Raw genomic sequence first — 13925 nt, 5'->3', positions numbered from 1 at the left:
CAGCGCATTGCCGTTAATTAGGGCTAGCTTCAAACCTATCGGGCTTACCCGGCAAGCGGAATGACTATAATCCAAAGTTCATGCGCTATTTCAAAAAACACTTGACAGTGCAGCTCAAGCTCAACGCCCGGCTAGGCCTTAATGACTGAAAGAATTCGGCATGTTATCGAGCCACCGCATTCCGGCCTGCGATGACCTGACTGACAACCGGCCGCAACCGAGGCTAACCGGCGCCAAAATCGTTTAGCCTACCCATGCTCTGGCATTCCTGAACATTCTAAGCCAAGCCGCGTTTTCCGACCAGTCATCGGGATGCCAGGAATTTTGCACCGTCCGGAAGCAACGCTCGGGGTGCGGCATCATGATCGTGAAGCGGCCGTCCGTGGTGGTCAGGCCGGTAATGCCTAACGGCGATCCGTTCGGATTGGCCGGAAAGGCTTCGGTTTCCTTGCCGTAATTGTCCACATAGCTTAACGCAACCGGTGCGTTTAACGGATCTTGGTCACCGAACTCGGCGCGGCCTTCGCCGTGCGCGACGACCACCGGCAACATCGAGCCGGCCATGCCGGCGAAGAAAATGGACGGCGAATCCTGCACTTTGACCATCGCGACCCTGGCTTCGAACTGCTCGGACAGATTGCGTTTGAAGGCCGGCCAATGTTCGGCGCCGGGAATGATGTCTTTCAATCCCGACATCATCTGGCAGCCGTTGCAGACGCCCAGGCCGAAGGTGTCTTGGCGAGCGAAAAATGCGGCGAACTCGTCGCGGGCCTTGGCGTTGAACAAGATCGATTTGGCCCAGCCGCCGCCGGCGCCCAGCACGTCGCCGTACGAAAAGCCGCCGCAAGCCGCCAAACCGCTGAACTCCGCCAGCGATACGCGTCCCGAGATGATGTCGGTCATATGCACGTCGATGGCTAGAAAACCGGCCCGGTCGAAAGCCGCCGCCATCTCGACGTGGCCGTTGACGCCCTGCTCGCGCAGAATAGCCACTTTCGGGCGCGCGGCATCGGCAAATCGGGCGCAAATATCTTCGTCGACATCGAAACTGAGAGAAACCGACAAGCCCGGATCCTTGTCGTCGGCGATGCGTTCGAACTGCTGGCGGGCGCAATCCGGGTTGTCGCGCAGCGCTTGCATCCGGTAGCTGACTTCGGACCAGGTTTGCTGCAATTCGGCGCGGCCGGCGCTGAATAACTCGCGTCCGGCTTTGAAAATCCGCAGCTGTTGGCCATTGACGACCCGGCCGACCACATGCGAGCAATCGTCCAGACCGGCTTCATCCAATAACCGGGCGACGTGATGCAGTTCGTTATTCTTGATTTGCAGCACCGCGCCCAACTCTTCGTTGAACAGCACGGACAAGGGATCGCCCGTCAAATCGGAAATATCCAGATCGACGCCCCTGCGTCCCGCGAACAGCATTTCCGCCACGCTGGCCAGCAAGCCGCCGTCGGAACGGTCGTGGTAGGCCAGTATCAGACCTTTGTCGCTCAGGTTTTGTATGGTGTTGAAGAAGGATTTCAACAAGACCGGGTCGTCCAGATCCGGCGCTTCGTTGCCGAGTTGATTGTAAACCTGGGCCAGCACCGAACCGCCGAGACGGTTTTTGCCCTGCCCCAGGTCGATCAGCAACAACACGCTGTCGTCCGACCCGCAAGGACCTGGGGAATGCGGCAAATTGTCGGGAACGGTTGCCGCGTTTTTTAATTCCGGCGTCAAGGTCTTGCGCACGTCCAGCACTGGGGCGAAAGCCGTGATGATCAACGACAGCGGCGCCGTCATCTGCTTGTCGGCGCCGCCGTCCTTCCAGACGGTTTTCATCGATAAGGAATCTTTGCCGACCGGGATCGCGATACCCAATTCCGGGCACAACTCCATGCCGACCGCCTTGACGGTATCGAACAAGATCGCATCTTCGCCGGGACTGCCGCATGCCGCCATCCAGTTCGCAGACAGTTTGACGTCGTTCAATCGGCCGACACGGGCCGCCGCCAAATTGGTCAGCGCCTCGCCGATCGCCATGCGGCCGGAGGCCGGTCCGTCGATCAATGCTAGCGGGGTGCGTTCGCCCATCGCCATCGCTTCGCCGCTATAGGCGTGAAAACCGGATGCGGTGACGCCGACGTCGGCCACCGGCACCTGCCACGGGCCGACCAATTGGTCGCGCGCAACCGAACCGGTCACCGAGCGGTCGCCGATATGGATCAAAAAACTTTTGTCGGCCACGGCCGGGAAAGCCAACACTCGCTTGACCGCTTCGGCCAATTCGACTTTATCCAGTTGCAAGGCAGGCAAAATTTTAGAGATGTGCTCTACGTCGCGGTGCATCTTCGGCGGTTTGCCGAACAGCACCGACATCGGCAGATCGACCGGCTCTCCCCCAAGCCATTCGTCGCTCAAGGTCAAATGTTGGTCATCGGTGGCTTGGCCGATCACCGCATACAAGCAATGCTCGCGTTTACAGAAAGCTTCGAACAGTTCCAATGATTCCGGTTTGATCGCCACGACGTAGCGCTCTTGCGCCTCGTTGCACCAGATTTGCATCGGCGACATGCCTTTGTCGGCATTTTGCACCTTGCGCAGCTCGAAACGGCCGCCGCGCTCGCAATCGTGAATGATCTCAGGCACCGCGTTGGACAAACCGCCGGCGCCGATGTCGTGTATCGAAATGATGGGCGTGTTTTCGCCCAGCGAGTTGCAGTGGTTGATGACTTCCTGGCAACGCCGCTCCATTTCCGGGTTTTCCCGTTGCACCGAAGCGAAATCCAGCTCGGCCGCGCTTTCGCCCGAGGTCTGCGACGAAGCCGCGCCGCCGCCCAGGCCGATCAGCATGGCCGGTCCGCCCAGGATCACGATCAGCGCGCCGGCCGGAATCGGTTGCTTCTCGACCAGCATCGGCCGGATGTTGCCCATGCCGCCGGCGATCATGATCGGTTTGTGGTAACCGCGATACTGGTTAATTTCTCCGCTTTCCGCTGCTTGTTCAAAACTACGAAAATAACCGGCGATATTGGGCCGGCCGAATTCGTTGTTGAAGGCCGCGCCGCCGATCGGCCCTTCCAACATGATGTCCAGCGCCGAAGCGATGCGGTCCGGCTTGCCGTAATCGGCTTCCCAAGGCTGCTCGAAACCGGGAATTTTCAAATGCGACACGCTGAAGCCGGTCAGGCCGGCCTTGGTCGCCGAGCCGCGTCCGGTCGCGCCTTCGTCGCGGATTTCGCCGCCGGAACCCGTCGCCGCCCCCGGATGCGGCGAAATCGCGGTCGGATGATTGTGGGTTTCCACCTTCATCAGGATGTGAGCTTCCTCTTCGACATAGGCGTATTCGCGGGTATCGGCGTCGCGAATGAAGACCCGGGCCGTCGGCCCTTTCATCACGGAAGCGTTGTCTTTGTACGCCGATAGTATGTTGTGCGGGTTTTCGTTGTAGGTGTTGCGTATCATTTGGAACAAGGATTTGGCCTGTTCCTCGCCGTCTATGGTCCAGCTGGCGTTGAAGATTTTATGTCGGCAATGTTCGGAGTTGGCCTGGGCGAACATCATCAGCTCGACGTCGGTCGGATTGCGGCCCAGTTGCACGAAACTCTCGGTCAAATAGTCGATCTCGTCGGCAGACAAGGCCAGGCCCAGTTCGGTGTTGGCTGCCACCAGCGCATCGCGGCCACGCTCGACGATGGCCACGGTCTGCAGCGGTTTGGGCTCGTGTTCGGCGAACAAGTCCGGCTCGGCTGCGTCGAAAACCACTTGCTGGGTCATGCGGTCGTGCAGCAAGGCGCTCAACTTATGCAGATCGTCGCTACCCAGTTCGGCCTCGGCGTCGATGCGATATTCGATACCGCGCTCTATGCGTTTGACCGCCGCCAAACCGCAACGCTCGGCGATTTCGGTTGCCTTGCTGGACCAGGGCGATATGGTGCCCAGGCGCGGAACCACCCGCAGTTTGACGCCATCGGCGGATCCGCTTGCCGAAGTCCCGCTGCCGTAATCCAGCAAACGCCTCAACATGGCGGTTTCATCAACGCTCAGTTGGCCGTTAAGCTGAACGAAATGCACAAAACCGGCATCCACGCTTAGAATGCGGCTATCCGATGCCCGCAAGCGGCTGAGTAATTTTTCTATGCGAAATGGCGAAAGGGCTGGCGTTCCAGGTAAGATCAACATGGTCATTTTGAAATTAGTGGTAAAGCGATTTCAGAATTGATCGGGAAATCTCGGATTGATCATCTATCGGTTCAAACGGGTTCCGATCATAGTTCGAAAGAATTCTATTCCTTCGTGCCGGGCGATTCCTGGTCATTCTGCTCGGTTGCATCTGCAGATTCATCCTCATTGATACCATCGGTGATCGATTTCAATAAAGCATTTGCCACGGAATCGGACAGCGTGTTACCGCCGCTATCCTGCACGGTCACTTCGCTGAGGTGGTCGTTAATTTGATGCACGGTGATACGGTACTCCTTTTCCTGGCTCGGATCGTCGCCGAACAAAAAGGTCAATTCGTCCCAAATGCTCTCGTCCTTGGCTTCAACCGCATTCGGATCGAAATTGACGTAAAAATACCCTTTCTCGATGTTGCGTTCGACAACCTCTATATGTTTGCGGCTAAGCGCCCGGCCGACCATACGGGTCGCCTGCGTTTTCGCCTGGTCTATGGTCAAGCTACTGACATTGCCTCCGGCAGGCGAGGGCGCTTGGGCATGCTCGGTTTCATCGGCGCTTGGTGCTTGAGGCTCGGACTCTGGCGCCGCCGCAACCTCTTGCCCGGGCGAAACGTTTATTGAATCGCTTGCCGGAGCGGAGGATTCCGGCTCAGCGGACGCAACCGGCTCTCTGGATTGAGGAGATAGGCTCGATAAACCTTTATTTTTCAAGTCTTCCGGTATGATTAACTCGGGAATTTCCGAAGTGAACTGATAGTCCCGTTCTTTATCAGGAAACCAACTTTTGATGGTACTACAACCAGTAAGCGTCGACGCCAATAAACCGATAGACATCCAACGCAGGATGCGTTGAATTTTCATATTTATAATACGCCCGCTTGCTGCATCGCGGCACGCACAGATGAAACACAATCATCGCTTAACCACGTCAGTGGCAAGCGTATGCCCTTACCTATCAATCCCATTTCGGCGACGGCCCATTTGACCGGAATCGGATTGGACTGAATAAACAATTGCCGATGTAAACCGCTTAGTTTGACGTCGATCCGTTCCGCGCCGGCACGGTTGCCTTGCATCGCGGCGGCGATCATCTCGTGCAATAGTTTAGGTGCGACGTTTCCGGTTACGGTAATACTGCCGTTGCCGCCCAGCATGCAGAATTCCAAGCTCGTCGCATCGTCACCGGTATAAAGCGCGAAATCGTTTCCACACAGATCGCGGATTTGCTTGACCCTCTCCAATTTACCGGTGGCTTCCTTGACACCAACGATATTATCGATTTTAGCCAAGCGTCCGACTGTTTCCGGCAGCATGTCGACGCCGGTACGACCGGGCACGTTGTACAGAATCTGAGGAATATCGACCGCTTCGGCAACGGCCTTGTAATGCAGATATAAACCTTCCTGGGTCGGTTTGTTATAGTAAGGCGTGACCAAAAGACAGGCATCGGCGCCGACTTCTTTTGCTTCGCGAGTCAACTCTATCGCTTCTCGAGTACAATTGGCACCGGTGCCTGCAATAACGGGAATGCGCCCAGCCACGCAGTCGACGACCGTTTTGATGACGTGGCAATGCTCGTCTTCGTCCAATGTTGCCGACTCTCCGGTAGTACCGACAGCAACGATTGCATCCGTACCTTGCTCGACATGAAACTCCACTAGTTTTTTAAGACTAACGTCGTCAATTGCGCCGTCATCGAACATTGGGGTAACCAAAGCAACGATACTACCTTGAATCATGCAAATCTCTCGTCATAATTATTCGAAAAAAGATTGGGCATTATAGCAAGGTCGGCAGTAAAACCCAGCCTGTTAATTGACGTGTTCCGTTGAAATTAAACCGAGTCGTGATAAAAGCGGCGCTTGTTTTCCGAGTACCGCATCAATAAGCCTAAGCGGAATTTTCATGGTCGGGCTTGGAATCGGGCGCGAACCTGATAAACCAACCGTAATACAACGCAAAAGCCACTAAAAACACCAAGTAACCCGACCATAGAATGTCCGAAACAAAATGCGAACCCGAGGTCATACGCGTAATGCCCATGGTCCAGGCTAAGGCCAAGGTCAAAATAAAATAAGCTTGCTTATGATTTTGCGATAGAAAATACAGTGCGAAGAACGCATAAGCTACCGAACAATGACCGCAAACGAAGGACTTGTCCGGCGTATGCCCGAGTTTTAAAGGCGGAACGTAGGCGTACTCTCCGCCGAACTGCTGTACGTGCAGCGGTCGCGGACGCCCCCAATGGTCTTTGAATATCAAATTAACCACAACACCGGGCCCTACGGCAATGACCAACAAAATATATAGGGCTTTTCGCCGAAAACGCCCGACGGTATCGTGAAAATAGCCGACGACGTAGATGGTGAAAGCGCTCAATCCCGCAATCACAGTAAACGGGAATGCATAGTCATATAAGATATGAACGAAAACGTCGTGTTGATACGGCCAATCGCTACCGGAAAGCTCCGGTTGATAAAATAATTTAGCTAACCGAATATCCAAATCCGTTAACCAAAACAACAAGGTAGTGGAAACGGCCAAAAATAGCAGCACCGCCAATTCGGTCAGTGCGCGTGTCAATGTTCGATGCGGCATCTTATTCCTCTAGATCGAGCTTCGGCCAGTCAATTAGACGCTCGCCCAAGTAAATTTTATACGGCGACTTGGCGTTATTCGGATTTGCAACTTGGGCCAAGAAGTTAAAACGAGCAAAGGCATTTTTCAGTTTGTTCGGTACATCCTGCTCCGAACCTTCGGCAACGATGAAGGCGTTCTTGCCAATGAATTCATTGGGTCCCGGCCACACCTCGTATTGGCTGATCACTTGGCCGGATTCCTCGAAACGATAGACTTTGGGATGGTCCGGCAAATAGAACGCCAGTTGGCTAGCCAAATAACGGTGGCCGAGCGCCACGACAAAGGTATCGGACAAATCGGGTTGAACCGACAGCCTTTCCGCATGCAGGCCGAGCGCCGTATCCTGCCAGCTTTTGAAACGCTTGGTCGGATCGAGGGCACTGTCTTTCAAGCCCGACAGTTGCAACAGCAAGGGCAACATATAGGTGGTAGCCACCATCAGATAGCCCAGTCCTAAGGCGTATCCGATAGCCCGACTCCACGCTCCGGCGGTAAAGTGACCAACCAATAAGATGAGCGCACTGATATAGAACGGCATCGGCCAATTGCCTTGCGCCTTCTGTAAAAAGCTAAGTAATAATACCGCCAATATCAGTGCCGGCCCCATCAACCACAAGAATTGTTGTTCCGCCGCCAAGCGCCTGAAATCGAACGCCCCCTTGATGCTAACGATCAGGGTTAATACGAATGTGACGGGCGACAGCAATAACAGCTGATACAACAGGAAATCGCGAGCGTTTTTTAAATGCTTTAGCACGCTAACCGGCTCGGGGTTGCCGAAATGGCCCTTGCTATGGCCGAACATGACCCAGTCGTGCTGCTGGTTCCACCATAATAGCGGCAGCGCCGCCAACAATATCGGCATCAGATATAGCCGGTATTCCCGTTTAATATGGTGGCGCCGCTTGCTGTCGACCAGCAGGAAAACCAACAGCATTGCCGGTAAGGCCAAGGCCGCCTGCTTGCTCAGCAACGCGGCCGCGCTGGCGCAACCCGCCCAGAGCCAGGCTTTGGCATCGCCGTCGAACAGCGCTCTGCGCAGGTAGTACAGCGCCATGATCCAAAAGCAATAGAGCGGCGGATCGATCGTCATCAGAAAATTGGCCAAGGTATTGATGGGCGTAGCCAGAACCAATAACAGCGCCAAGGCCGCCGCGCGCGGCCCGTAGAAGGCCCTGGCCGTCGCGTGGAAATAGAACAGAAACGCGGTGCCCAATAGCAACGTCGGCAGACGCACCACCGGCGTGTAATCGCCGAATAGCCATGTCGCGGCTCCGATCAGCCAAGCCACCATAGGCGGTTTACTGTAATAACACCAATCCGGCCGCCGTGACCAATCCCAGTAATAACTTTCGTCGCCGATCAGATCAAAACCGTTGCTCCAAAGGAACACGCCGCGCAACACCAACAAAGCGGCCAGCAGGCTGAACAAATGCTTATCGATCCGGTTCAAGGCTTTTTCGAACATTTTGTACGCTACTCCACCTTTTCCATGTATTGCAGTTGCAACTGCAAACTGCGCTGGCCACGATATTCGTTGACATCCAATCGATACAGCGCATTGATCTTGCGGCATCCCAACCAGCTTTCCGGCTTATCGGCAAAAAAGGCGATGGCGTCGATCAATAAGCCGCTAAACGGCAGTTTCAATACCAATTTCAGATGCTGACGACCGACTATACGGCACTGGTATACGTCGAACACACCGTCGAACGCCGGCTCCGGGAAGGCTTGCCCCCAAACGGCGGCCTTTTGCAGCTGCTCGGCAAACTCCAAAGTCAGATGATTCTGGTCGAGCTGGCCGTCGCTGAAGGCCTTTTGCTCCAAATCGACTTCATCCAGGCGAGCCGCCACCGCATCGGCGAATAACAGCGCGAAATGCGGATAATCGCGCAACTTGATGCTCAAGCCCGCCGCCATCGCGTGGCCGCCGAACTTCGTCAATATCTGCGGATGATCGGCGGCGATATCGCTCAGCACATCGCGTATATGCACGCCGCTGATCGAGCGCGCCGAGCCTTTGAGTTCGCCCTGATCGGCCGGCGCGAAGGCGATGACCGGCCTATGCAGCCTATCCTTGATCCGCGAAGCGAGTATGCCGATAACGCCTTGATGCCAATTCGCATCGTACAAGCACACGCCGGCCGGCACATGCCGTTCGTCCAAGGCTTTCATGTCGGCCAACAATGCCATGGCCTCGGTCTTCATTTGCCCTTCGACTTCCTTGCGGTCCTGATTGAGGACCTCGAGCTGCCCGGCAATATCGCGGGCCAAGTCCGCGTCTTCGGTCAGCAGGCATTGAATCCCCAAGGACATATCGTCCATGCGGCCGGCCGCATTCAGCCGCGGCCCGAGCGCAAAGCCCAAATCGGCCGCCTGTATCGTGTCGAGCCGGCGTCCCGACACCTCCGCCAAAGCCTTGATGCCGTGCTGGCACTGGCCGGAACGCATACGCAACAAGCCCTGATGCACGAAAACCCGGTTGACTTGATCCAGTGCTACCACGTCGGCAACGGTACCGAGCGCCACGTAGTCCAGCAATTGCGCCAAATTCGGCTCGGCCAGCTGATTTTTCTCGAACCAATGCAACTCGCGCAAGCGTATGCGCAAGGCCATCAAGATGTAAAACATCACGCCGACGCCGGCGATATGCTTGCTCGGAAATTTATCGTCGGCTAGGTTGGGATTGACGATGGCGTCGGCCTGCGGCAATTCATGCCCCGGCAAATGGTGATCGGTAATCAAGACTTTGATGCCGGCCGCTTTGGCGGCCTTGACCCCCGCCATGCTGGAAATGCCGTTATCCACCGTCAGGATCAAGTCCGGTTGTTGCTGCTTGACCAATTCGACGATTTCGGGCGTCAAACCGTATCCGTATTCGAATCGGTTGGGCACGACGAAATCCAGGCGTTTTGCTCCCAGCAAAGCCAAGCCTTTGACCGCTAGAGCGCAACTGGTCGCGCCGTCGGCGTCGAAGTCGGCCACGACCGTGATGGCTTGCCGGGTTTCGATCGCCTCGATCAAGTGTTCGACCATGGCTTGCATGCCGTTCAATAACCAGGGCGACGGTAATTTCCCCAGACTCCTGTCCAGCTCGTCCGCTTGATGAACGCCCCTGCCGGCAAATACACGCTGCAATACCGGATCGATATTACCCAATTGCGGTAGCGCCGGCGGCACCGACCGCTGTACGATGAGTTTTTTTACACCTTGCAAATACATATCCGGCAATAAAAAAGCCGGCGTTCGCCGGCTTTCGTAAATCCGCAAAACTTACATCGAATCCAGAATGGACTTTTTCACGGCATCCAAGGTCGCTTCCACCGTTTCGGTCGGCGCATCCTTGCATTGCATGATGGCGGTATCCGGGTCTTTCAAACCGTTGCCGGTCAGCGTGCAGACGATTTTACTGCCCTCCGGAATCTTGCCCATGCCGATATCGTGCAAGGCGCCGGCCAAGGATGTCGCCGAAGCCGGCTCGCAGAATATCCCTTCGTAGGCCGACAGCATTTTTTGCGCGGCCAGGATCTGCTCGTCGCTGAACGACTCGAACCAACCGCCGGATTGTTTTTGCGCGTTCCAGGCACCGTCCCAGGACTGCGGATTACCGATGCGTATCGCGGTAGCGATCGTTTCGGGATTTTCCACCGGATGGCCGGCCAGAAACGGCGCGGCGCCGGCCGCCTGGTATCCGCACATCACCGGGCGTTTTTGCGTGACCGCTGGATGGCTGGCGGTATCGGTCGAATATTCGGTGTAACCTTTCCAGTACGCCGTGATATTGCCGGCATTGCCGACCGGCAGACAGTGGAAATCGGGCGCGGCGCCCAAGGCGTCGACGATTTCGAACGCCGCGGTTTTCTGTCCTTCTATACGGTAGGGGTTGATCGAGTTGACGATGGTCACCGGCGCATGGTCGGCGATTTCCTTGACGATGGCCATGCCGGCGTCGAAATTACCTTTGATCTGAATGATTTTGGCGCCGTACATCAAGGTTTGCGCCAATTTGCCCAACGCGATTTTGCCTTCCGGAATCAACACGAAAGCGCGGATGCCGGCTCTGACCGCATAGGCGGCGGCGGAAGCCGAGGTATTGCCGGTCGACGCGCAGATGATAGCCTGGCTGCCCTCTTCCACCGCCTTGGTCACGGCCATGGTCATGCCGCGGTCCTTGAACGAACCGGTCGGATTGAGGCCTTCGAACTTGACGTAGATATCGACGTCCTTGCCGATCAGGCGCGGAATGTTCCGCAATTGAATCAGCGGGGTATCGCCTTCGCAAAGACTGATGAATCGGGTGCTGTCCGAGACCGGCAAGCGGTCTTTGTAACGTTCGATCAACCCGGTGTATCGTTGTGCTGTTGCCATTGTTTATCCTAAAGTTTCCAGACGAATGCGGGCGACCTTGCCACTGACGGAAGCCAGCGTTTCGATCTCGGCGATCGCCGCGTTCATTTCTCTTTCCAGTGTTTGCTGAGTCAGCATGATGATGGGCACCGAGGTTTCGCCTTTCGGCGGCTCTTTCTGAATCAACGCTTCGATGCTGATTTGATGCGCGGCCAATATCTTGGAGACGTCGGCCAATACCCCCGGCTTGTCGGCGGCGGTCAGACGCAGATAATAAGCCGTCTTGACGGCGTCCGCCGGCAACACCGGCGTATCGACGATGGCTTCCGGCTGGAATGCCAGGTGCGGCACCCGGTTTTCCGGGTCGCTGGTCATGGCTCTGACCACGTCGACCAAGTCGGCTACCACCGCCGAGGCCGTCGGCTCAGCGCCGGCGCCGGCGCCGTAATACAGGGTGGGACCGACCGCGTCGCCGCAGACCAATACCGCGTTCATCACGCCGTCGACGTTGGCGATCAGGCGGCGTTTGGGGATCAAGGTCGGATGCACGCGCAATTCGATGCCTTCCTCGGTCTTGCGGGCGATACCCAAATGCTTGATTCGGTAGCCCAGTTCTTCCGCGTATTCGACGTCGGCACGGGTGATTTGAGTAATACCTTCGGTGAAGACTTTGGCGAATTGCAGTGGTATGCCGAAGGCAATCGAAGCCAGAATCGTCAGTTTATGGGCCGCATCGATGCCTTCCACATCGAAGGTCGGGTCGGCTTCGGCGTAACCCAAGGCTTGGGCTTCTTTCAACACATCGGCGAAATCGCGGCCTTTGTCGCGCATTTCCGTCAGGATGAAATTACCGGTGCCGTTGATGATGCCGGCCAGCCAATTGATCCGGTTGCCGGCCAGCCCTTCGCGAAGCGCCTTGATGATGGGGATGCCGCCGGCGACCGCGGCTTCGAACAAAACCATGACGCCTTTCTTGCTGGCTTCCGCGAAAATCTCGTTACCGTGCAACGCAATCAGAGCTTTGTTGGCCGTCACCACATGTTTCCCATTGGCAATGGCCGCCATAACCAACTGTTTAGCCAGATCGTAACCACCAATCAGTTCGACTACGACGTCAATTTCCGGATCGTTGACGATCTCGAACGGATCGGCCGTCAGCGCAATATCGCCGGTGTCGCAGATACGCGGCTGCGAAAGATTGCGTGCCGATGCGCGGCTCACCACGATTTCCCGGCCGGCACGGCGAGCAATTTCCTCGGCATTCCTTTTCAGGACGTTGACGGTTCCGCCGCCTACGGTCCCGAGTCCCAACACACCAATTTTTACCGGCTTCAAACCTGACTCCTCGCGTTTAACCCAAAATGTGGGCCATTATAAACTAACGTTGTCTTTCTTCAGCATATTCCGGATGCTGCGCAAAGCCTGCCGCGTTCTGTGTTCATTCTCGATCAAACTGAAACGGATGTGGTCGTCGCCGAATTGTCCGAATCCGATGCCGGGCGACACCGCGACTTTGGCATCGATAATCAGCTTTTTGGAAAACTCGATTGACCCCATCTCTCTATACGGTTCCGGAATCGGAGCCCAGACGAACATCGTGGCTTTAGGCCTTTCGACCGTCCAGCCCATTGCATTCAAACCGTCGCACAACACGTCCCGGCGATTTTTATACATGTCGCAGATTTCCTTGACGCAATCTTGCGGTCCTTCAAGCGCAGCGATGGCGGCCACCTGAATAGGGGTAAACGTGCCGTAGTCCATATAAGACTTTATGCGAGTCAATGCCGCCACCAGCGTCGCGTTGCCGCACATGAAACCGACTCGCCAGCCCGGCATGTTGTAACTCTTGGACAAGGAAAAAAACTCGACGGCGATGTCCTTGGCACCCGCCACCTGCAGGATCGACGGCGCGACATAGCCGTCGAATACGATGTCGGCATAGGCGATGTCGTGCACGATCCAAATGTTATGCTCCTTGCAGATCGCGACGATTTTCTCGAAAAACTCCAGTTCGACGCATTGCGTGGTCGGATTGCCCGGAAAATTCAGGATCAGCATTTTAGGCTTGGGCCAGCACTCGGAAATGGCGCGGTTCAACTCGTCGAAAAAATCCACGCCGGGCGTCAACGGCACATGGCGAATGTCGGCTCCTGCGATGACTACACCGTAGGGATGTATCGGATAAGCCGGATTGGGCACTAATACGACATCGCCCGGACCGAGCGTAGCCAAAGCCAAATGCGACAGACCTTCCTTCGAGCCTATCGTTACAATGGCCTCGGTATTAAAATCCAAATCGACGCCGAAGCGGTTTTTATACCAATTGCAAATGGCGCGGCGGAGCCTGGGTATGCCTTTGGAAACTGAATACCGATGCGTATCTTCGCGGCTCGCGACCTCCACCAACTTTTTGACGATATGGGGGGGCGTCGGTTGATCCGGGTTACCCATGCCGAAATCGATAATGTCTTCACCTTCGGCTCGCGCCTTGGCTTTCAGCTCATTGACGATGTTAAAAACATAAGGCGGCAGGCGACTGATACGATGAAATTCTTCCATTAATGACTCTTAAGGATTCAGGATTAAAGGTGGCTGGCGGATAAACCCGTTAAGTTACTGTCGTTACCGAAAGTTGTCAATTTCGGCTAAGCGGGTTGGCAGCAAAAATTGAGTTTAACGTTAACCGAGTAGTCTGCATTATGAGCAAAACCGGTATTGGAATGTTTATTAAATCATTACGATTGCCACGTTTTCATGGGCCGGCCCGATTTAAAC

At 55.7% G+C, this 13925-nt stretch carries 9 protein-coding genes; all 9 read right to left on the bottom strand.

Translation table 11 applies throughout. The features are described 5' to 3' along the window. Nucleotides 1-243: 243 nt before the first annotated feature. Nucleotides 244-4164: a phosphoribosylformylglycinamidine synthase gene (gene purL, locus ACW73I_RS15165; protein ID WP_458030254.1), complete on the bottom strand. Its 3921-nt coding sequence runs from the start codon at nt 4162-4164 to the stop codon at nt 244-246. 104 nt (nt 4165-4268) lie between these two features. After that, entirely contained in the window at nt 4269-5024 is a 756-nt protein-coding gene (gene bamC / locus ACW73I_RS15160) for an outer membrane protein assembly factor BamC (RefSeq protein WP_458030253.1), read from the bottom strand. A 2-nt stretch (nt 5025-5026) separates the two neighbouring features. Next, nucleotides 5027-5902: a 4-hydroxy-tetrahydrodipicolinate synthase gene (dapA, locus tag ACW73I_RS15155; RefSeq protein WP_458030252.1), complete on the bottom strand. Its 876-nt coding sequence runs from the start codon at nt 5900-5902 to the stop codon at nt 5027-5029. A 151-nt stretch (nt 5903-6053) separates the two neighbouring features. Beyond that, entirely contained in the window at nt 6054-6761 is a 708-nt protein-coding gene (locus ACW73I_RS15150) for a phosphatase PAP2 family protein (protein WP_458030251.1), read from the bottom strand. A gap of 1 nt (nt 6762) precedes the next feature. Then, entirely contained in the window at nt 6763-8271 is a 1509-nt protein-coding gene (locus ACW73I_RS15145) for an ArnT family glycosyltransferase (RefSeq protein WP_458030250.1), read from the bottom strand. Nucleotides 8272-8279: 8 nt separating this feature from the next. After that, a complete protein-coding gene (recJ, locus tag ACW73I_RS15140; protein ID WP_458030276.1) occupies nt 8280-10025 on the bottom strand; it encodes a single-stranded-DNA-specific exonuclease RecJ in 1746 nt (581 codons plus the stop codon). A 51-nt stretch (nt 10026-10076) separates the two neighbouring features. Next, nucleotides 10077-11171, bottom strand: coding sequence for a threonine synthase (gene thrC, locus ACW73I_RS15135; RefSeq protein ID WP_458030249.1), 1095 nt, complete (start codon nt 11169-11171; stop codon nt 10077-10079). 3 nt (nt 11172-11174) lie between these two features. Next, a complete protein-coding gene (locus tag ACW73I_RS15130; RefSeq protein WP_458030248.1) occupies nt 11175-12485 on the bottom strand; it encodes a homoserine dehydrogenase in 1311 nt (436 codons plus the stop codon). Nucleotides 12486-12521: 36 nt separating this feature from the next. Then, nucleotides 12522-13709, bottom strand: a complete 1188-nt coding sequence (gene alaC, locus ACW73I_RS15125; protein WP_458030247.1) for an alanine transaminase — start codon at nt 13707-13709, stop codon at nt 12522-12524. Nucleotides 13710-13925 lie beyond the last annotated feature (216 nt).

The organism is Methylomonas sp. MgM2 (assembly GCF_054172045.1).
The sequence above is the reverse complement of the archived record's forward strand: the minus strand, read 5'-3'. Positions and strand labels throughout refer to the sequence as shown.